This is a genomic window from Luteimonas granuli (assembly GCF_007795095.1).
Taxonomy (GTDB): Bacteria; Pseudomonadota; Gammaproteobacteria; order Xanthomonadales; family Xanthomonadaceae; genus Luteimonas; species Luteimonas granuli.
This window is the reverse complement of the sequence record NZ_CP042218.1, coordinates 1,619,487-1,640,055: the sequence shown is the minus strand read 5'-3', so window position 1 is coordinate 1,640,055 and position 20,569 is coordinate 1,619,487. Positions and strand designations below refer to the sequence as shown.

Here is a 20,569-nt window from a genome sequence, read left to right as displayed (position 1 = left end):
CGTCGTCCCGGCGTGATCCGCGCGCCGCCGTTCATGCGCCGCGGGGGCGTGCCCGATGGGTGGGAACGGCGTTCCAGGGATCCTCGGGCCAGGGATGCTTCGGGTAGCGGCCCTTCATTTCGCGGCGGACTTCCGGCCAGGTCCGGTCCCAGAAGCTGCGCAGGTCGGAGGTGACCTGCAGCGGGCGCCCCGCCGGCGACAGCAGGTGCAGCAGCAGCGGCACCCGGCCGCCCGCGATGCGCGGCGTGTCGGCGAGCCCGAACAGTTCCTGCAGCTTCACCGCCAGCACCGGTGGCCGCGGCCGGCCATCGTCGCCGATCGCATAGTCGATGGCGCGCGACTGGCCGGAAGGCACGGTGATGCGCGCCGGCGCCAGCGCATCGACACGCTGCTGCAGCGCCCAGTCGAGCCGCGCGCGAAGGGCGCCGGAGAGTTCGTCGGCGGTGAGTGCGTCGAGCCGCGTCTTGCCGGCGAAGGCGGGACGCAGCCAGTCGTCGAGCGTCGCCATCAGCGCCTCGTCGCCCAGGTCCGGCAGGCCCAGCTCCGGCATCCATGCGCGCAGCCCGCCGATGCGCGCGCGCCACTGCCGCAGGGCGTCGCTCCACGGCAGGACCTCGAGGCCGAGCGCGCGCACCGCCTCGACCAGCGCCTGCGCGGCGGCGGCCGGATCGGGCCTGCCGGCGGGTCGGCTGTCGAGCACGATGCCGGCGAAGCGGCGCACGCGCTCGGCGACCAGGGCGCGGCGATCGGCATCCCAGCGGGTTTCAACGCGCTCGCTGAAGCGGTCGCCGAAGTGGCGGCGCAGCACGACCTCGTCCACTGGCGCGGCGCGCAGCAGCAGCGCATCGCCGCGCGCGTCGAAGCGGAGCTCGCTGGCGACCAGCCAGGGTTCGCCGACCAGGTCGCTGTCGTCGGCCAGGCGCGCCATGCGCCCGTTGGCGAGCTGGTAACGGTGCGGATCGCCGGCATGCCGGGCGGCGATGCGGTCCGGGAAGGCGTGCGCGAGCAGATCGCCGAGGGCGTGCGCGGGCAGGTCGGCCGGCGGCGGTGCGTCCACGCGCAGGCGGCGGCGCCACTGGCGGGCGCCGGCATCGATCGCGGCGAGTGCGGAGCGGCTGGCGTCGGCGGGCACACGGCGTTCGCGGAATGCGGCGAGCGCACGCCAGCGCGCAGCCAGCGCATCGCTGCGGCTGCGCAGCGGATCGCGCGCCTCCAGCAGCGCGGCCAGATCGCAGGCGAGCGCGCGGTCGGTGGGACCGGACGCGGCCAGCAGCATCGCGGCCAGGCGCGGATGGGTGCCGAGCGCGAGCATCCTGCGTCCTGTCGCCGTGATGGTCGAGGCCGCGGTTCCGGCCTCTCCGGAACCCGCCGCCGGCGCAAGCGCGCCGAGCATGTGCAGCAGGTCGCGCGCGGCGGCCATGGTCCCCGCCGGCGGTGGATCCACGAAGCCCAGCGCCTCGCTGCCCCAGGCCGCCAGCTCCAGCGCCAGCCCCGACAGCTCGACCTGTGCGATCTCCGGTCGCCGCTGCGGCTCCAGCCGCTGCGATTCCGGCCAGAGCCTGTACGCCCAGCCCGACGCCACGCGCCCCGCCCGACCCGCGCGCTGGTCGGCCGAGGCCTGGGCGATGCGCACCACGTCGAGCCGGCTGAACCCGCTGTTCGGGTCGTACCGCGGCTCACGCGCCAGGCCGGTGTCGATCACCACGCGCACGCCCGGCAGGGTGACGCTGGATTCGGCGACGTTGGTGGAGAGCACGATGCGCCGGCGCCCGTCCACGGCCGGACGCAGCAGCCGCGCCTGTTCCTCGACCGGCAGGTCGCCGTGCAGTTCGAACACCCCGGCGCCGGCGGCCGCGACCGCATCGCTGCCGGCGAGCGCAGTCGACGCGCGCGCGATCTCGCGCCGCCCCGGCAGGAACGCCAGCACATCGCCGGGATGCCGCTGCAGCGCCTGTTCCACCGCCCGCCGCAGCTGATGCTCCAGCGCCTCGTCACGGCGCGCCGGAAAATGCCCGATCTCCACCGGATGGCTGCGCCCCTCGCTCGAGAGCCGCGGTGCATCGATGGACTTCGCAAGCCGCTCCCCGTCGAGCGTCGCCGACATCACGAGGATCCGCAGCTCCTCGCGCAGCCCCGCCTGCACGTCCAGCGCAAGCGCCAGGCCCAGGTCCGCCGCCAGGTGGCGTTCGTGGAACTCGTCGAACAGCAGGGCGCCGACGCCCTCGAGCATCGGATCGTCCTGCAGCATCCGCGTCAGGATGCCCTCGGTCACCACTTCGACCCGCGTCGCCGCCGACACCCGGTTCTCGAAGCGGATCCGGTAGCCCACCGTCCGGCCGACCTCCTCGCCCAGCGACGCCGCCATGAACCCCGCCGCCGCCCGCGCCGCGACCCGTCGCGGCTCCAGCATCACGATCCGCCGCCCCTCCAGCCAGGGCGCATCCAGCAGCGCCAGCGGCACCCGCGTCGTCTTGCCCGCCCCCGGCGGTGCCTCCAGCACCAGCCGCGGATGCGCCGACAGCGACGCACGGATCGCCGGCAGCAGCTCGTCGATGGGAAAGGTCTGTTCCTGCATCCGCAAAGGATAGGTTGGAGTTGACGTGCAGTTGGCGCGTTGTCGCGCTTCTGGCGCAGCGTCGCGCCTCGAAGCCGCTTCGTTGGGGGCCACGCAGCCCGTCCCGCGCTCAGGAGCGGCTCCGTTGGGGGCCGCGCAGCCCGTCCCGCGCACAGGAGCGGTTCCGTTGGGGTCCGCGCAGCCCGTCCCGCGCACAGGAGCGGTTCCGTTGGGGTCCGCGCAGCCCGTCCCGCGCACAGGGGGTGTGCTCCCCCGGCCGTCTCCGCGTCCTGCTCCCATCGGCCGGCCGCCGGCCATCCATGGCCGGCTGTCCGCACACCCCCTGTGCGCGGGACGGGCTCCGGCGTTCTGCGGCTTCGGGAGGGAAGATCAAGAGCGGCGGAGCCGCGCTGCTCCCGGTCATGACGCTCTCCGCTTCGACGTGGACGTCGCTCTTGGAAAATCTTCCAGACCGCGACCAGAGGTCGTGCCCGGCGCGGACGCAGGGGGGATGCCCAGAGCCGGCCATGGATGGCCGGCGGCCGGATCTGGGAGCAGGACGCGGAGAATCCGGCTGGGCATCCCCCCTGCGTCCGTGGCGGGCGGCCAGGACTCCAGCGAAGCGCCGGAACCCACCATCTACAATGCCGGCATGCACCTCATCGACATCGGCCTCAACCTCACCCACGACAGCTTCGACCACGATCGCGACCAGGTCTGGCAACGCGCCCGCGATGCCGGCGTCGCCCAGGCCATCCTCACCGGCGCCAGCCGCGAACACTCCCCGCTGGCCCTGGAACTCGCGCGCACCCGTCCGGGCGAATGGTTCGCGACCGCGGGCGTCCACCCCCACCACGCCAGCGACTACACCGCCGAATGCGACGCCGAGATGCGCGCCCTGCACGCCCACCCGGAGGTGGTGGCCGTGGGCGAAACCGGCCTCGACTACTTCCGCGACTTCTCGCCGCGGCCCGCGCAGCGCAAGGCCTTCGAACGCCAGCTCGAGATCGCCGCCGACACCGGGAAGCCGCTGTTCCTGCACCAGCGCGACGCCCACGCCGACTTCGTCGCGATCATGAAGGACTTCGAGGGCCGCATCGGTCCCGCCGTCGTGCACTGCTTCACCGGAACCCGCGAAGAGCTGTTCGACTGCCTCGATCGCGACTGGCACATCGGCATCACCGGCTGGCTCTGCGACGAGCGCCGCGGGCAGCACCTGCGCGCGATCGTGAAGAACATCCCGGCGAACCGCCTGATGGTGGAGACCGACGCCCCCTACCTGCTGCCGCGCACGCTCAGGCCCATGCCCAAGGACCGGCGCAACGAACCCATGTTCCTGCCGCACATCGTCGAGGAGCTGGCGCGCGACCGCGGCGAGGACGTCGCGGTGACCGCAGCCAACGCCACGGCCACCACGCGCGCGTTCTTCCGCCTGCCCGGCGCCTCCTGACGCTCAGTCCAGCCGCACCAGCTCCACCCGGCGATTCTTCGCCCGGCCTTCTCCCGTGTCGTTGTCGGCCACCGGCTGCGCGTGGCCGTGGCCCTTCGCTTCCAGGCGCGCGGCATCGATGCCCTGCGCGGTAAGCGCTGCGACGACGCTCCGCGCGCGCGCGCCGGAGAGGCGCTCGTCGCGTGCGGCGTCACCGGTCGCGTCGGTGTGACTCTCGATCGACAGGCGCAGCGACGGCTCGTCCCGCAGCAGCGCCAGCACCTGGTCGATCTGCGGCTGCGAGGCGGCGAGGAGGTCGGCCCTGTCGACGGCGAACCGGATCCGGATCGCCACGCGGCCGTCGGCGTCGAGCCGCCGCTTCAGCGCGGCGGCCGGCAGCGGCGCGGCCGCTACGGGCCGTTCGCGTTCGGCGACCACCCAGCCTGCGTCGAGATCACCCAGCCGCGCGTGCACCCAGACTTCGCGGCCGCCGGGCAGGTCGGCCCGGTATACGAGCGAGTGGTAGGCGTCCCGGCCGAAGCCGGTGGCCTCGCCGTAGAAGCCATCGAGTTCCCCGGCATGGCGCTGGCCGGCCTCCTCCGGGATGCGGCCTTCGAACACCTTCGTGCCGCCGGCCTCGTCCATCATCGCTTCGATGTTGCGACGGACTTCGTGCATCGAATGCGCGTTTCCGGCGGCCTTGACGTGCGCGGCGTACGTCCGGCCCTCCACGTCCTCGAAGCCGTTGCCGGTCCAGAACGGGTACGTGTCCAGATCACGTCCCCTCGGCCTGCTGCCGGCTTCGTATCCGGTCGGCGGCACGAGGTGCGGGAACGCCTCGCGCCAGCGCGCGGTGATCGTGAACGCGCGTTCCCCGGACACGATGTCCTGTCCGTCCTGCGGGCCTGTTCCGCCGCAGGCGACCGACGCCAGTACAAGCGCGCCCACGATCGCCCGGTTCGCTCTGCGCATTCCCCTTGCTCCCACGCCATCAAGGAAGGCGCGAGGGTATACGACGCCTGTTTCGGGTGTGGGTCAGCCCGCGAATTCAGCTGCGGAGGCCGACGCCGCGCTTCAGCAACCACAGCCCCAGCGCGCCGAGGGCCACCACGAACGCGATCATCAGCGCATAGGCCACCCACAGCGGCACGTCGCTCTGCCCGAGCAGCCCGTAGCGGAAGGCGTTGACCATGTAGAAGATCGGGTTGGCATGGGTCAGCGTCTCGGCCCAGCCGGGCAGGAGGCGCACCGAATAGAACACGCCGCCGAGGTAGGTCAGTGGAGTGAGGATGAAGATCGGCACGATCGCGACGTCGTCGAACTTCTTCGCGAACACGGCGTTGACGAAGCCGGCCAGCGAGAAGATGGTCGCGCCCAGCAGCACCGTCGACAGCGTCACCCACGGGTGCGGGATGCGCACGGTGGTGAACAGCATCGCGATGCAGAGCACGATCACGCCGACCATCAGTCCGCGCATCACCGCGCCCGCGACGTAGCCTCCCAGGATCACCCAGGGCGGCATCGGGCTGACCAGCAGCTCCTCGATGTGGCGGCCGAACTTGGCGCCGAAGAACGACGACGAGATGTTTCCGTAGCTGTTCTGGATCACGCTCATCATCACCAGTCCGGGGACGATGAAGTCCATGTAGCCGATGCCGTCCATGGTCCCGATGCGGCTGCCGATGAGGCCGCCGAAGATCAGGAAATACAGCGTCATGGTGATCGCCGGCGGCACCAGGGTCTGGCTCCAGATGCGCAGGATGCGCATCACCTCGCGGCGGGCGATGGTGCCCAGGGCGACGAGGTTGGCGCGCGCCACGGAGGCTTCGGCGGCGGCCGGGGGCGTGGTCGTGCTCATGCGGCATCCTCCGTCGCCGCCGGGGGCGTAGCCGTGGCACCATCGCCGGTCATGCGCACGAACAGCTCCTCCAGGCGGTTGGACTTGTTGCGCATCGAACGCACGCGGATGCCGGCGGCGTCGAGCGCGGCGAACACGCGGTTGAGGTCCATCGCGCGCGGCATGTCGACGTCCAGCGTGTGCGCGTCCACCGCGCGCACCTCGGCGCCCGGGATCTCCGGCAGCGCCGCGGGCAGCGCGTCCTCGACGTCGAACAGGAAGCCCTCGACGTCGAGCCTGGAGAGCAGCGCGCGCATCGGCCCGGACTCGACGATGCGGCCGTGGTCGATGATGGCGAGGTTGCGGCAGAGGTTCTCCGCCTCCTCCAGGTAGTGGGTGGTGAGGATGATCGTGGTGCCCTCTGCGTTGATCTTCCGCAGGGTCTGCCACATGCCGCGGCGGATCTCGATGTCGACACCCGCGGTGGGTTCGTCGAGGATCAGCAGCTTCGGCTTCGTCATCATCGCGCGCGCGATCATCAGCCGCCGCTTCATGCCGCCGGAGAGCGTGCGGCTCATCTTGTGGGCCTTGTCCCACAGCTGCGCGCCGCGCAGCTCTTCCTCCGCGCGGGCGATCGCCTCGGCGCGCGGAATGCCGTAGAAGCCGGCGTAGTTGACCAGGATGTCGAGCGGCTTCTCGAACATGTTGAAGTTGATTTCCTGCGGCACCAGGCCGATCAGGCGCATCGCCCGGCCGCGGTCGACCTGCTGGTCGACGCCGAACACGCGCACCTCCCCCGAGGTCTTGTTGACCAGGGAGGAGACGATGCCGATCAGGGTCGACTTGCCGGCGCCGTTGGGACCCAGCAGCGCGTAGAAATCGCCGGGCGCGACCTCGAGCGAGACGCCCTTGAGGGCCTCGACGCCGTTGTCGTAGGTCTTGCGCAGGTCGCGCACCGACAGTGCGGCAGGCGTTGCGGCATGCGTCATCGGAACTCCTTGGCCGCGGGGATTGCGAGGGCGGCGGTATTATAGTTGCCCTGCGGGCCGAGGCCCGGAAACGGTCCATTCCAGGTGCCAGCCCTGTTCCCGCTCAAGCTCGTCTCGCGCCGCATGCTGGCGCCCACTGTCGCCCACCTCGCCTTCACGCGCGACGACGGCCTGCCGCTGGACTACGTTCCGGGGCAGTTCCTGCAGGTGCACTTCACGTATGCCGACGGCGCGCCGGCGAAGCGCAGCTACTCGCTGGCCACCATCCACGACCACGCCATGGGCGCCGGCGAGCTGGTGGAGATCGCGGTCAGCTACGTGCCCGGCGGGGCCGCCACGGCGCTGTTCGAGGGCCTGGAGATCGGCGACATGGTGCAGGCCAGCGGGCCCTTCGGCCGCTTCTGCCTGCAGCCGGGCGACGACAACGGCCGCTACCTCCTGATCGGCACCGGCACCGGCGTGACGCCCTATCGCGCGATGCTGCCCCTGCTCGAGCGCGCGATTGCCGAGCGTGGCGCCGAGGTGGTGCTGCTGTTCGGCGCGCGCACCCCCGCCGAGCTGCTTTACGGCGACGAGTTCCGCGCCTTCGCGCGGGCGCACCCGGGCTTCCGGTTCGTGCCCTGCTTCTCGCGCGAGCTTCCGGAGCCCGGATCCGCCCACGACCATCCCGACGTGCGCCACGGCTATGTGCAGCAGTTCCTGGCGGAGTTCGCGCCTTCGGCCGACGGCGACATCGCCTACCTCTGCGGCAATCCCGACATGGTCGATGCCTGCTTCGAGGCGCTGAAGGGCCACGGCCTGCCCATCCCCCGCATCCGCCGCGAGAAGTACGTCAGCAGCAAGTAGTCCACGGCCGCCGGATCCGTCGTGAAGAGCCGGGTCGGGCTGCGCGAGGCGCGGGGCTGGTCACAGGCCACCCTGGGCGAGCGTCTGGATGTTTCGCGCCGGACGGTGAATGCCATCGAGACCGGCAAGTACGATCCCAGCCTGCCGCTGGCCTTCCGCATCGCCCGTCTGTTCGACGAGCCCATCGAATCCATCTTCCAACCCGGGAACGACGCATGAGAAAAAGACATCCGAGCGGGGCGGACCTGCTCGCCCTGGGACTGGCCGCCGCACTCGCTGGCTGCGCGCCCGCGCCGGACGACGCCGGCATCACGCCCGAAGGCCACCTGCGCCTGGGCGACATCGAGTTCGCGCCCTGCTCGCTGAGCACGGTCGGAGCCACGGCCGTCGAGGCCCAGTGCGCCGCGTTCGCGGTGCCGGAGGACCATGCCGCTCCCGACGGCCGCCGGATCGAGCTCGCCATCGCGCTGCTGCCGGCGCGGGCGCAAGCGGAACCCGACCCGGTGGTGATGATCGCCGGCGGCCCGGGGCAGTCCGCGCTGGAATCCTATCCCCAGGTCGCGCAGGCCTTCTCCGACGTCCGCCGCAACCGCCACGTGCTGCTGGTCGACGCGCGCGGCACCGGCGGTTCGCACCCGCTGCGCTGCGAAGAGGAGGACGGCGCGAACGCGTTCGGCCCCGACGAAGCTTCGCCCGAGGCCATGCGCGCCTTCACCGAACGCTGCCGCGACGCGCTGTCGGAGGACACCGACCTCAGGCACTACGCCACGATGGACCATGTGCGCGACCTGGAGCTCGTGCGCCAGGCGCTGCGCGTGCCGCAGCTCAACCTGGTCGGGATCTCCTACGGCACGCGCGTGGCGCAGCAGTACGCCAAGGTCTTCCGGGAGCCGACGCGCACGGTGGTGCTGGACGGCGTGGCGCCGAACTCGATGGTGCTGGGCCAGGAGCACGCACGGAACCTGGAACGGGCGCTGGACGTGCAGTTCGAACGCTGCCGCGCCGAACCCGCCTGCGTGGAGCACCTGGGCGACCCGTCGCGGCAGCTGAGCGCAGTGCGTGCGCGGCTCGAGGCGGGGGAGCTGGAGCCGGTGCAGTACCGGCACCCGGTCAGCGGCGAATGGCTCGAGGACCGGCCCGCCTTCTTCCACCTGGCGACGCTGCTGCGCATGTTCTCCTACCAGCCCGCCGCCGCGGCCACGCTGCCGCTGCTGCTGCACGAGGCGTCGGAGGATCGCTACGCGCCGATGATGGCGCAGTCGCGGATGCTGATGGATTCGGTCGGCGGCCAGATCGCGCACGGCATGCAGCTGTCGGTGATCTGCACCGAGGACGTCGCCGACATGGCACCCGATCCCGACGATGCCGGAAGCCTGCTCGGCAACAGCATGGTGGAGCTCTTCCAGGCGCAGTGCGCGGCCTGGCCCACGGCGCCGCGTGCCGAAGGCTTCCGGGATCCGCTGACCGGCGACGTGCCGGTGCTGGCGATCAGCGGCGAGTACGACCCGGTCACCCCCGCCCGCTACGGCGAGGAGGTGATCCGCCACCTGCCGCGCGGGCGCCACCTGGTCGCGCCCGGCCAGGGCCACAACGTCATCGGCGCCGGCTGCATGCCCAAGCTGTTCGCGCAGTTCGTGGAGCGCGCGGATGCGGAAGGCATCGACGCCCGCTGCCTGGACCGCCTTGCCGCGGCCCCCCCCTTCGCCGGGAACTATGGATGGGAGCCCTGAGATGATCGAAGTCCATGACCTGCACAAGACCTTCAAGGCGAAGGCGGGGCCGGTGCACGCGGTGCGCGGCGTCGGTTTCACCGCGCGCGACGGCGAGATCACCGGCCTGCTCGGCCCCAACGGGGCCGGCAAGACCACCACCCTGCGCATGCTCTACACGCTGATGACGCCCGACCGGGGCTCGGTGCGCGTGGACGGCATGGATGTCGCCCGCGACGCCACGGCCGTGCGCCGCAACCTGGGCGTGCTGCCCGACGCCCGCGGCGTGTACAAGCGCCTGACCGCGCGCGAGAACATCGCCTACTTCGGCCGCCTGCACGGGCTGGACGAAGCCACGATCGCCCGGCGCATCGAAGCGATGGCCGGCACGCTCGGCATGCAGGACTTCCTCGACCGCCGCACCGAAGGCTTCTCCCAGGGCCAGCGCACCAAGACCGCGATCGCGCGCGCGCTGGTGCACGCACCGCGCAACGTGATCCTGGACGAGCCCACCAACGGCCTGGACGTGATGACCACCCGCGGCCTGCGCGGCTTCCTGCAGGAGCTGCGCGCGCAGGGGCACTGCGTGATCTTCAGCAGCCACATCATGCAGGAGGTGGCCGCGCTCTGCGACCGCATCGTGATCATCGCCGGCGGCGAAGTGCGCGCCAGCGGCACGCCCGACGAACTGCGCGCGCAGTCGGGCCGGGACAACCTCGAGGACGCATTCGTGAGACTGATCGGCAGCGAGGAGGGCCTGTCCGCATGAGCCTGTTCCGGAACACCCTGTGGACCGTGGCCCGGAAGGAGCTGATCGATCTGTTCCGCGACCGGCGTACGGTGATGCTGGGCCTGCTGATGGGCCCGATCCTGTTCCCGGTGCTGATCCTGGGCGTGGGCTCGATGGCCGAAAAGCGGGCACGTACGCAGCTGGAGTCGGTGCTGGAGCTGCCGGTGATCGGCGCCGGGCACGCGCCCAACCTGGTGCGTTACCTGGGCACCCGCGACATCGAAGCCATCGAGGCACCGGCCGATCCGGAGCGCGCGCTGCGCGAACAGGAGCATGACGTCGTGCTGCGCATCCCCGCCGATTTCGCGGAGCTCTGGCGGCAAAGCCGCATGGCGACCGTGGAGATCCTGTACGACTCCTCGCGCCAGGATTCGCGGATTCCGGTGGAACGCGTGCGCGCCGCACTGGCGCAGTACAGCCAGCAGGTCGGCGCACTGCGCATGATCAGCCGCGGACTGAGCCCGGAGGCGACGGTGGCGGTGATGGCGGCGCAGCGCGACGTCGCCACGCCCGAGGCCAGGCGCGGCATGCTGCTGGCCTTCCTGCCCTACCTGCTGATCCTGAGTGCGTTCCTGGGCGGTGCCTACCTCGTGATCGACGTCACCGCGGGCGAACGCGAGCGGCAGTCGCTGGAGCCGCTGCTGGCGACGCCCTCGTCGCGCAGCGCGATCATGAGCGGAAAGATCCTCGCCGCCTGCCTGTTCGGCATGCTGAGCCTGGCGCTGATCGTGGTCGCCTTCCGCCTCAGCTTCGCGCTGGCGCCGCGTTCGATGCAGCTGGTTTCCGTCTCGGCGCCGATGATGCTGCAGATCCTGCTGGTGCTGATGCCGATGGTGCTGATCGGCACCACCCTGCTGACCCTGATCGCGGCCAGCGTGAAATCGGTGAAGGAAGCGCAGAGCTACATGAGCGTGCTGATGCTGCTGCCGATCATTCCCACCGTGGTGCTGCTGGTGAACCCGGTGAAGGACCAGCTGTGGCAGTTCGCGGTGCCCTTCCTGGCGCAGAACCAGATGCTGCTGAAGCTGGTCCGCAGCGAGTGGATCACGCCGCTGGAGTGGGCGACCTACCTGGGTGCCGGCTTCGGCCTCGGACTGCTGCTGTGGATCGCCGCGGCGCGCCTGTACCACCGCGAGAAGCTCGCGATCTCGGCCTGAGCGACGCAGCTCGGGTCGGACGAACAAGCCCGGCCGATGGCCGGGCTTGTCTTCGTCCCACCCCTGGCCGGTCAGCCGCCAGGGCTGAAGGCGATCGTGCGTCGTGTGGTGACCGGCTCGGGCACCGGCTCGAAGCGCCAGCGGCGGACCGCGGCGACCGCCTCGCGGTCGAAGATGCGCGGCGGGTTGGCCCGGACCACGCGAGCATCGCTCACGCTGCCGTCGGGCGCGACGGTGAACTCCACCTGCACCTCGCCCGACTGCGCGGCGCGCAGCGCGTCCACCGGATAACGCGGCGCGGGCGTGCTCAGCGGCCGGAGCGCGGTGGCCGCGGCCGCCGGCGCCGGCGCAGGGGACTGCACCGTCTGGCGCTGCTGCGCTGCGCGCTGTTCGGCGGCGCGCTGCTCCTCGGCCACGCGCCCTGCTTCGGCGCGTTCCGCGGCCTCGCGCTCCGTGCGCTGCTGCCGGGCCAGCTCCTCGGCGGCCTGCCGCTGCTGTTCGGCCTGGGCCTTCTCGCGCTCGGCGGCCAGCTGACGCTGGCGCTCGGCCTCCTGCTCGGCGCTCAGGGCCTGCTGGGCGATGCGCCGCTGCGCCGCTTCCTCGGCGCCGGAGATCGAGGCCTGCAGGCGCTGCCTGGCCGGATGATCGGGATCCGCGCGCGCGACCAGGCCGGCCAGGCGGCGCGCTTCCTCGAAGTCCTCACGGTCGCGCGCCTGCTCGGTGGCGATCACCAGCATCGGCATGAGGTCGGTGAGCACGCTGGCCACCGCCGCGTCGCCGGGCGACTTTTCGCGCAGCGCGAGGTAGTACTCCAGTGCGTTGTCGCCGGCCGGGGCGTACAGGCGGCTTTCAGCGTAGGCGGTGCGCCCGCGCTCGCGGAGCTCGTCGACGCCGAGTTCGGCCAGCGCATCGGCCTGGGCCGCCTGTTCGGCGGCCTGGGTTCCGGCGGCCGCCTCGCTGCCTGAGTCCGCGGTGGCTGCTTCGTCCGGCGACGCGGCGGGTTTGTCCGCACCGCAGGCGGCCACCGTCAGGGCCAGGAGCGCGGCGAGGACCGGCCGCAGCCATGGGCGAGGCGCGGAGGCTTGCTTGTTCAGGAACATGTGTCTGTACTCCCCCTGGTTGTGCGGATCCGCACAGCTGCCTAGGACGCGACACGCCGGCCGGTTTGTCAACACCCGGCCCCCGGTGCCGCCCGAGCCTATTTGCCGATGCAGAAGCGCGAAAAGATGTGGCCGAGCAGTGCGTCGGCGTCGACCTGGCCGGTGATGTCGCCCAGCGCCCGGTGCGCGGCGCGGAGCGATTCGGCCGCCAGGTCGAGGGCCTCGGCGGCCAGCGCCGACGCCGCATCTTCCAGATGCGCGGCGGCGCGCGCCAGCGCCTCGACGTGGCGAGCGCGCGCGGTGAACTCGCCTTCGCCGCCACCGGGGTCGCCCATCACCAGGCTGCGCAAGCGCGCGTGCAGTCCATCCATGCCCGCGCCGCTGGCCGCGGAAAGCCGCAGCTCGTCCTCGGGCGGTGGCGGCGCACCGGGGGGCAGCAGGTCCGCCTTGTTGTGAACCCAGAGCACCCGCGGGACGCCGGCGAGGTCGCGGGCGACGGCGGCGCGGCCGGCCTCGGGATCGCGCGCGTCGACCACGGCGATCGCCAGTCCCGCGTGTGCCAGCTCGGCGCGCGCCCGGCGCATGCCCTCGCGCTCGATCGCATCGCCCTCGGCGCGCAGGCCGGCGGTGTCGACCAGGGTCAGCTCGGCCCCGTCCACATGCACGGTCTCGCGCAGCAGGTCGCGGGTGGTGCCGGCGACGTCGGTGACGATGGCGCGTTCGCCGCCGGCGAGGGCATTGAGCAGGGAACTCTTGCCGACGTTGGGTGGACCGACGATGACCGCGTGCAGCCCGTCGCGCAGGCGGCGGCCCCGGTCGGCGGCGGCAAGCAGCCCGGCCAGGTCCACGCGCGCGTCGTCCAGGCGCGCGGCCAGCTGCGCACCGCCCAGCGTGTCCAGCGGCTCGTCGGCGAAATCGATGGCGGCCTCGGCGTGGACCCGGATCGCGACCAGGGCGTCCGCCAGCGCCCCGATCCGGCGCGAGAACACACCGTCGAGCGAGCGTCGCGCCGCGCGCGCCGCGGTCAGGTCGCCGGCGGCGATGAGGTCGGCCACGGCCTCGGCCTGGGCCAGATCGAGACGACCGTTGAGGAAGGCGCGCTCGGTGAATTCGCCAGGCCGCGCCATGCGCGCGCCCAGCGCGCAGCAGCGCGCGACCAGGGCCTGGAGCAGCACCGGGTTGCCGTGGCCCTGGAGTTCGACCACGTCTTCGCCGGTATAGCTGGCGGGCGCCGCGAACAGCAGTGCGATGCCGTCGTCGATGGCCTCGCCGGCAGCGTCGAGGAAGCGCGCATGGTGCGCGTGGCGCGGCCGCAGCGCATGGCCGCAGAGGGACTGCGCCAGCGCGCGCGAAGCAGGCCCGGACAGGCGCACGATGCCGATGCCGCCGGTGCCCGGCGGCGTGGCGATGGCGACGATGGTGTCGACCGCGGCTTCAGCCGTCGCCGGAGGGGCGGCTGCTGCGGCCACGGCCCGCCCCTCAGTCACCGGAGACGGCTTTCCCCGCCTTGTCGCCGGCATCGGGCCTGTCCGCATAGCGGCGGATCAGCCACCACTGCTGCAGCAGGCCGAGCGCGCCGTTCGTCACCCAGTACAGCACCAGGCCCGAGGGGAAGAAGATCATGAACACGCCGAAGATCAGCGGCATCAGCTGCATCATCTTCTGCTGCATCGGATCCATGCCGACCATCGGCGTCAGCTTCTGGGTCGCCCACATCACGATGATGTTGAGCACCGGCAGGATGAAGTACGGGTCGCGGGCGGTCAGGTCCTGGATCCAGCCGATCCACGGCGCGTGGCGCAGCTCCACCGACTCCAGCAGCACCCAGTACAGCGCCAACCAGATCGGCATCTGCAGCAGCACCGGCAGGCAGCCGCCGACGGGATTGATCTTCTCCTTCTTGTACAGCTCCATCATGGCGACCTGGAACTTCTGCTTGTCGTCGCCGTAGCGCTCCTTGAGCTGCTGGATGCGCGGCTGGAACCGGCGCATCTTCGCCATCGACTGGTACTGCGCCTTCGACAGCGGATACATGATGGCCTTGACCACCACCACCAGTCCGATGATCGACCAGCCCCAGTTCTGGAACAGGCCGTGGAGCTTGTTGAGGATCCAGAACAGACCTTCGCCCAGGAAGGCGAACAGCGAGAAGCGGCTGTAGTCCACGGCGCGGTCGAGGCCCGGCACCTGCTGCGCCTTGATCTGGCCGACGAGCTTGGGGCCGACCCACAGGCGCGCGCTGGTGGTGGCCTCGGCGCCGGGCGCCACCGCCAGTCCGGGACCGACCTCGCGGATCAGATAATGCGGCGCGCCACCGGGGCCGGTCGTGGTGTGGAGCGAGACCGTGACCTTGTCGGTCGCGGCCGGGATCCAGGCGCTGAAGAAGTGGTGCTGGAGCATGGCCAGCCAGCCGCCGGTCTGCTGCGCGTTGACGGGGCCCTCGTCGGCGAAGTCGTCATAGCGGACGCGCCGGTAGCCCTCGCCCGGGCTGAACCAGGTGGCGCCGTAGAGGCTGAAGGACTCGGGGTTGGTCCAGCCGGTCTTGAGGACCTGCGGCTGCCGGATCAGCTGGCGGTAGACGTGGCCCTGCCAGGCCGACCCGCCCTGGTTGGCGACCGTGTCGCGGACCTCGATGGCGTAGCTGCCGCGCGTGAACACGTAGCTGCGGCGGATGCTGGTGCCGTCCGGGCCGCGCCAGACGAAGGGCACCTCCAGGGTGTCGGCATCGGCGGGCAGGACGTATTCGGCTCCGGCGGATTCCGGCACGAAGCCCTCGGCATGCGTGGGTGCGGCGTTGGCCTGGCTCACCCAGCCGCTCTGTGCGGCATAGAAGCGTACGGCGGTGTCGTCGAACAGGCGCACCGGCGCGCTGTCCCCGTCGCGGGTCTGCGGGAACCGGAGCAGGTCGGCGCGCACGACCGCGCCGCCGGTCAGGGCGAGATCGAGGACGTCGGTGCGGACATGCACCAGGCCCGCCGCGGGCGCGGCGGCCGGTGCCGCGGCGATGCCCGGCACCGGCCCGGCCTGCGGCGCGACGGGAACGGCGGCGGGAACGCTGCCGTCGGCAGCCGCGGTGGTCGTGGCGGTGTTCGCGGGCGCGCCCGGTACCGTCGCTCCGGCATCGACCGCGGCCGCGGCGACGTCCGCCCCGGGCTCTGGCGCACGCTGCTCCTTGCCCCACTCCATCCACAGCAGGGTCGCCACCATCAGCCAGGCGAAGATCAGGAAGGTGCGGGTCTGGTTCATCGGGCAGGCAGGCTCATTCGCCGGAGGGACACGGCGTCGGGTCGGGGACGGGGGAAGCGGCGGGCATTGTGCCGCCCGGGCCGGATGCGGGCAACGCGCCCGCGCGGCGCAGCGCGTCGAGGAAGGCCGCGCGCAGCGCGGTGCGGGGAGCCGTCGCCGCCGCGGGCCGGGCGACGACGACAAAGGCAGCGTCCGGGAGGGCGGCACGCAGCGCGCGGAATTCTTCGCGCAGGGCTCGCTTGATGCGATTGCGGCCGACGGCACGGCGGTCGACCTTGCGCGAGACCGCCAGGCCCAGGCGCGCGGGGTGGTTGTCGCGGAGCAGGTGCAGGGCGAGCAGGGGTGTGCCGGTGCGGCGACCCTCGCTGAACACGCGGTCGAAATCCGCGCGCACGCGCACTCGCGCTTGGCGGGGCAAGCGGCGGTCCATGGGCGTGCGGATCGCGGCGGGGCGGCCGGGGTCCGGGCCGCCCGGCGTCATCAGGCGCTGAGGCGCTTGCGGCCCTTGGCGCGGCGGCGGGCCAGGATCTTGCGGCCGTCGGCGGTCGCCATGCGGGCACGGAAGCCGTGGTCGCGCTTGCGCTTGAGGTTGCTGGGTTGGTAGGTGCGCTTGGTGGCCATGACGGTGCTCTAGCGTGACGCGGCGGAAAGAACCGGCGATTCTAGTCCGTCGCACGCGGCCCGGTCAAACGGCCGGCGCGCGGGAGCCGCAGGGGACCGGGACCGGCGCGGCGACCGCAGGCGCGCAAGGCCCGGAGCGCGATGTTAGGCTGGCTTCCCCCCTTCCACCTCCCGCCGCACGTGGCCCGACCACGACGCGCGGCGGATCCGCCGTCGGTATGTCGAACGCAATCATGGATGCCTGGCCCCGCTGCCTCGAACGCCTGGAGACCGAATTCCCGGCCGAGGACGTACACACCTGGCTGCGGCCACTGCAGGCCGAGAGGCGCGACGACACCACCGTGCTGTACGCGCCCAACGCCTTCGTGCGCGACGCGGTGCACGAGCGCTACATGCCGCGGATCCGCGAGCTGCTGGGGCATTTCGGCGGTGGCGGACAGGTGTCGCTGGAGATCGGATCCCTGCCCCGGGCCGCCGAGCCCGTGCGGACCCCGGCGACCGCGGCCGCCACCCAGGCCGCGGCGGCGGCGGGTGCCGCCGCGTTCCACGGCAACCTCGACAGCCACTACACCTTCGACAACTTCGTCGAGGGCCGCAGCAACCAGCTCGGCCGCGCCGCTGCCTGGCAGGCGGCGCAGAAGCCCGGCGACCGCGCCCACAACCCGCTGCTGCTGTACGGAGGAACCGGCCTGGGCAAGACCCACCTGATGTTCGCCGCCGGCAACGAAATGCGCCGCAACAACCCCGGCGCGCGGGTGCTGTACATGCGTTCCAACGACTTCTACAGCGCGTTCTTCCGCTCGCTGCAGGAGCGCACGTCGGACCAGTTCAAGCGCCAGTTCCAGCAGCTCGACGCGCTGCTGATCGACGACATCCAGTTCTTCGCCGGCAAGGACCGCACCCAGGAGGAGTTCTTCCACACCTTCAACGCGCTGTTCGAGGGCCGACAGCAGATCATCATGACCTGCGACCGCTTCCCCCGCGAAGTGGACGGCCTGGAGCCGCGGCTGAAGTCGCGCCTGGCCTGGGGCCTGCCGGTGGCGATCGACCCGCCGGACTTCGAGACCCGCGCCGCGATCGTGCTGGCCAAGGCGCGCGAGCGCGGTACCCACGTGCCCGAGGACGTGGCCTTCCTGCTCGCCAAGAAAATGCCCTCGAACGTGCGCGACCTCGAGGGCGCGCTGAACACGCTGTCGGCCCAGGCCAACTTCACGGGGCGCGCGATCACGCCCGAGTTCGCGCAGGAAACACTGCGCGACCTGCTGCGTGCGCAGCAGGCGGCCATCAGCATCGCAAACATCCAGAAGACCGTGGCAGACTACTACGGTCTCCAGATCAAGGACCTGCTGGGCAAGAAGCGGACGCGCTCGCTGGCCCGCCCCCGCCAGGTGGCGATGGCGCTGGCCAAGGAGCTCACCGAGCACAGCCTGCCCGAGATCGGCGACGCCTTCGCCGGGCGGGACCACACCACGGTCCTGCACGCCTGCCGCCAGATCCGCACGCTGACGCAGACCGACGGCAAGCTCCGCGAGGACTGGGACAAGCTGATCCGCAAGCTGAGCGAGTGAGTCCGTCCGGCGACGGCGAAAGCGGTGGACGGGTCGGGGAGAAGCTGTGGACAACTGCCCCGCCAGAAAAGGGCACGGAACTTGTCCACAGCTTGTCCCACAGCACCGGACGGTCCTGTCCACGGAGTTGTCGGCGAGATAAAACGTTATAAATCAGTTGGTTAGGTGAGTTTTCAACCGGTTTCGCGGACACCACCTCCACCAGCTTCTGTATTTATCCCATTAAAGAGCAGGGCAAAGGGGACATCACCGGCATGCGTTTCAGTCTGCAGCGAGAAGCCTTCCTCAAGCCGTTGGCGCAGGTCGTCAACGTGGTCGAACGCCGGCAGACGCTGCCGGTGCTGGCGAACCTGCTGGCGCTGGTGAAGGACGGCCAGCTGTCGCTGACGGGCACGGACCTGGAGGTCGAGATGGTCGCGCGCTGCGCCGTCGACGAGTCCCAGGACGGCGAAGTCACGATCCCGGCGCGGAAGCTGTTCGACATCGTCCGGGCCCTGCCCGACGGCAGCAGGGTCACGGTCAGCCAGTCCGGCGACCGGATCACCGTGCAGGCCGGGCGCAGCCGGTTCACCCTGGCCAGCCTGCCCGCCAACGATTTCCCCTCGATCGACGAGGTCGAGGCGACCGAACGGGTCGAGGTGCCGGAAGCCGCGCTGAAGGAGCTGATCGAACGCACCGCGTTCGCCATGGCCCAGCAGGACGTGCGCTACTACCTCAACGGCCTGCTGTTCGACCTGGGGGACGGCCGCCTGCGCTGCGTGGCGACCGATGGACACCGCCTGGCGCTGTGTGGAAGCCGCACTCGACGGCGAGGCCCGCTCCAAGCGCCAGATCATCGTGCCGCGCAAGGGCGTGACCGAGCTGCAGCGCCTGCTCGAGGGCGGCGACCGGGTGCTCGAGCTGGAAATGGGCCGCAACCACATCCGCGTGAGCCGCGACGATGTGACCTTCACCAGCAAGCTCATCGACGGTCGCTTCCCCGACTACGAGGCCGTGATTCCGATCGGCGCGGATCGCGAGGTCAGGATCGATCGCGAAGTGCTGCGTGCGGCGCTCCAGCGCGCGGCGATCCTTTCCAACGAGAAGTACCGGGGCGTGCGCATCGAGGTGTCGCCGGGCCAGCTGAAGATCAGCGCCCACAACCCGGAGCAGGAAGAGGCGCAGGAAGAGGTCGAGGCGGATACGTCCGTTGACGGCCTGGCGGTGGGTTTCAATGTGAACTACCTGCTCGATGCGCTGGGCGCGCTGCGCGACGACTCCGTGGTGCTGGCGCTGCGGGACGCGAACTCCTCGGCGCTGGTGCGCGAGGCGGCCAACGAACGATCCCGCCATGTCGTGATGCCGCTGAGGCTGTGAGGTCCGCGGGGTTCCACGTGGAACACGAACGCCCGGCATCGCCCGGGCGTTCTGCTTTTCCGAGCGACGTACCGTGCGCCTGACCCGACTCGTCCTGCGCGACCTGCGCAACCTTGCCGAGGTCGAGCTGCATCCCGGGCCGGGCCTGAACCTGCTCGTTGGACCGAACGGCGCGGGGAAAACCAGCATCCTGGAAGGCCTGCATCTGCTGGCCTATGGACGCAGTTTCCGTGGCCGGGTCCGGGACGGACTGGTGCGGACCGGACAGGATGCCGTGAACGTCTTCGCCGAATGGGAGCTCGAAGGGGGCCGGGGCGAGCACCGCGCCGGATTGCGGCATGCCGGAAATCACTGGGAAGCGCGTATCGACGGCACGCCGGTGGCGCATCTTGGCGAGCTCTGTGCAGCGTTCATGGTGGTGACCTTCGAGCCGGGAAGCCACGCCCTGGTGTCGGGAGGCGGAGAGCCCCGGCGGCGTTTCGTGGACTGGGGATTGTTCCACGTGGAACAGGACTTCCTTCCGGTCTGGCGCCGGTATTCCCGAGCTTTGAAGCAGCGCAATGCTCTGCTGAAGTCTGGGGCTGGGGCAGGACAGATCGCGGCCTGGGACCGTGAGCTGGCGACAGCCGGCGAGGAGCTGACTCGTCGTCGCGCCCTCTACCTGGATCGGCTGCAGGAGCGGCTCACGCCCGTGGCCGGGGCATTGGCGCCCCTGCTGGGCCGGATGTCACTCGAGTTCGACCCGGGATGGCGGCGCTCCGACCTGTCCCTGGCCGACGCCTTGGCCGTGGCGGGGGACCGGGACAGGATGCTGGGGCATACCACGGTCGGTCCGCATCGCGCCGACTGGAAGCTGGTGCTGTCGGAGAAGGAGCGTGGCGAAGCCTTGTCGCGGGGGCAGGCCAAGCTGGCTGCGCTTTCGTGCCTGTTCGCCCAGGCCGCGGATTGTGCCGACGAGCGTGGAGATTGGCCGGTCATCGCTCTTGACGACCTGGCTTCCGAGCTGGATGCCGCGCACCGCCAGCGCGTCCTGGACTACCTCGATGCCACGCCGGCACAGGTGTTCATCACGGGGACAGACGAGCCGGAAACAGTCAGAAGCACGGCCACGGCCGTGGTGTTCCACGTGGAACAGGGTCGCGTCAGCCGGCGTGAATGAAGCTGGCAGACAGGCCGGGGAGCATCAGCGCCCTTTCCGGAACGCTGGACCGGGAAGGGGCTGAGACCGCAGCTCCCGGGACTGGTGAATGGTTTCACGTGGAACTATAGCGTCCAGTGTCCCCTGCGTGGCTGCCGCTCGGCCGTTGCATCGGGTTGCCGCAACCGTCCCCACTTCTGGTCGCGGTCGGGGGAGAAGATCAGCGAAT

The 20,569-nt window shown here is 71.2% G+C and carries 17 protein-coding genes and 1 pseudogene; 9 read left to right on the top strand and 9 right to left on the bottom strand.

Annotated features, from left to right (window positions below):
- Nucleotides 1-31 precede the first annotated feature (31 nt).
- Complete coding sequence (gene hrpB / locus FPZ22_RS07525; RefSeq protein WP_144891812.1) at nt 32-2,575, bottom strand: ATP-dependent helicase HrpB; 2,544 nt, start codon at nt 2,573-2,575, stop codon at nt 32-34.
- 631 nt (nt 2,576-3,206) lie between these two features.
- Between hrpB and FPZ22_RS07520 the strand changes: the two genes are divergently transcribed.
- Nucleotides 3,207-4,004, top strand: a complete 798-nt coding sequence (locus FPZ22_RS07520) for a TatD family hydrolase (protein WP_144891810.1) — start codon at nt 3,207-3,209, stop codon at nt 4,002-4,004.
- A gap of 3 nt (nt 4,005-4,007) precedes the next feature.
- Here FPZ22_RS07520 and FPZ22_RS07515 read toward each other — a convergent pair whose 3' ends face one another.
- The 3 genes from FPZ22_RS07515 to FPZ22_RS07505 form a co-directional block, all read right to left on the bottom strand.
- Nucleotides 4,008-4,955, bottom strand: a complete 948-nt coding sequence (locus FPZ22_RS07515; RefSeq protein ID WP_144891808.1) for an OmpA family protein — start codon at nt 4,953-4,955, stop codon at nt 4,008-4,010.
- 76 nt (nt 4,956-5,031) lie between these two features.
- Nucleotides 5,032-5,841 carry an ABC transporter permease gene (locus tag FPZ22_RS07510; RefSeq protein ID WP_144891806.1) on the bottom strand — a complete coding sequence of 270 codons (810 nt, stop codon included), beginning with the start codon at nt 5,839-5,841 and terminating at the stop codon, nt 5,032-5,034.
- Nucleotides 5,838-6,809 (bottom strand): ABC transporter ATP-binding protein, encoded by a 972-nt coding sequence (locus tag FPZ22_RS07505; RefSeq protein ID WP_144891804.1) that lies wholly within the window; start codon nt 6,807-6,809, stop codon nt 5,838-5,840. Before FPZ22_RS07505 ends, FPZ22_RS07510 begins: the two co-directional genes overlap by 4 nt.
- Nucleotides 6,810-6,932: 123 nt before the next feature.
- Between FPZ22_RS07505 and FPZ22_RS07500 the strand changes: the two genes are divergently transcribed.
- From FPZ22_RS07500 to FPZ22_RS07480, 5 genes are read left to right on the top strand one after another with little or no spacing between them, the layout of a single operon-like run.
- A complete protein-coding gene (locus FPZ22_RS07500; protein ID WP_246121018.1) occupies nt 6,933-7,655 on the top strand; it encodes an FAD-binding oxidoreductase in 723 nt (240 codons plus the stop codon).
- Nucleotides 7,656-7,676: 21 nt separating this feature from the next.
- A complete protein-coding gene (locus FPZ22_RS07495; RefSeq protein ID WP_210412651.1) occupies nt 7,677-7,874 on the top strand; it encodes a helix-turn-helix transcriptional regulator in 198 nt (65 codons plus the stop codon).
- Nucleotides 7,871-9,385 carry an alpha/beta hydrolase gene (locus FPZ22_RS07490; protein ID WP_144891800.1) on the top strand — a complete coding sequence of 505 codons (1,515 nt, stop codon included), beginning with the start codon at nt 7,871-7,873 and terminating at the stop codon, nt 9,383-9,385. Before FPZ22_RS07495 ends, FPZ22_RS07490 begins: the two co-directional genes overlap by 4 nt.
- Before the next feature lies 1 nt (nt 9,386).
- Complete coding sequence (locus tag FPZ22_RS07485) at nt 9,387-10,133, top strand: ABC transporter ATP-binding protein (protein WP_144891799.1); 747 nt, start codon at nt 9,387-9,389, stop codon at nt 10,131-10,133.
- On the top strand, nt 10,130-11,311 hold the full coding sequence (locus FPZ22_RS07480) for an ABC transporter permease (RefSeq protein WP_144891797.1): 1,182 nt from the start codon (nt 10,130-10,132) through the stop codon (nt 11,309-11,311). Before FPZ22_RS07485 ends, FPZ22_RS07480 begins: the two co-directional genes overlap by 4 nt.
- Before the next feature lie 71 nt (nt 11,312-11,382).
- Here the strand turns inward: FPZ22_RS07480 and FPZ22_RS07475 are convergent, their stop codons facing one another.
- From FPZ22_RS07475 to rpmH, 5 genes are all read right to left on the bottom strand, one after another.
- Nucleotides 11,383-12,411, bottom strand: a complete 1,029-nt coding sequence (locus tag FPZ22_RS07475) for an energy transducer TonB (RefSeq protein WP_144891795.1) — start codon at nt 12,409-12,411, stop codon at nt 11,383-11,385.
- 98 nt (nt 12,412-12,509) lie between these two features.
- A complete protein-coding gene (gene mnmE / locus FPZ22_RS07470) occupies nt 12,510-13,880 on the bottom strand; it encodes a tRNA uridine-5-carboxymethylaminomethyl(34) synthesis GTPase MnmE (RefSeq protein ID WP_246120666.1) in 1,371 nt (456 codons plus the stop codon).
- A 10-nt stretch (nt 13,881-13,890) separates the two neighbouring features.
- Nucleotides 13,891-15,657 carry a membrane protein insertase YidC gene (gene yidC, locus FPZ22_RS07465; RefSeq protein WP_144891791.1) on the bottom strand — a complete coding sequence of 589 codons (1,767 nt, stop codon included), beginning with the start codon at nt 15,655-15,657 and terminating at the stop codon, nt 13,891-13,893.
- 13 nt (nt 15,658-15,670) lie between these two features.
- Nucleotides 15,671-16,087, bottom strand: a complete 417-nt coding sequence (rnpA, locus tag FPZ22_RS07460) for a ribonuclease P protein component (protein WP_144891789.1) — start codon at nt 16,085-16,087, stop codon at nt 15,671-15,673.
- A gap of 50 nt (nt 16,088-16,137) precedes the next feature.
- Nucleotides 16,138-16,278 carry a 50S ribosomal protein L34 gene (gene rpmH, locus FPZ22_RS07455; protein WP_027070414.1) on the bottom strand — a complete coding sequence of 47 codons (141 nt, stop codon included), beginning with the start codon at nt 16,276-16,278 and terminating at the stop codon, nt 16,138-16,140.
- Nucleotides 16,279-16,511: 233 nt separating this feature from the next.
- Between rpmH and dnaA the strand changes: the two genes are divergently transcribed.
- The 3 genes and pseudogenes from dnaA (at nt 16,512) to recF (ending at nt 20,361) form a co-directional block, all read left to right on the top strand.
- Nucleotides 16,512-17,846: a chromosomal replication initiator protein DnaA gene (gene dnaA / locus FPZ22_RS07450; protein WP_144891786.1), complete on the top strand. Its 1,335-nt coding sequence runs from the start codon at nt 16,512-16,514 to the stop codon at nt 17,844-17,846.
- 254 nt (nt 17,847-18,100) lie between these two features.
- A pseudogene (gene dnaN, locus FPZ22_RS07445) lies at nt 18,101-19,202 on the top strand (DNA polymerase III subunit beta).
- 73 nt (nt 19,203-19,275) lie between these two features.
- Entirely contained in the window at nt 19,276-20,361 is a 1,086-nt protein-coding gene (gene recF, locus FPZ22_RS07440) for a DNA replication/repair protein RecF (protein ID WP_144891784.1), read from the top strand.
- Nucleotides 20,362-20,569: the final 208 nt, after the last annotated feature.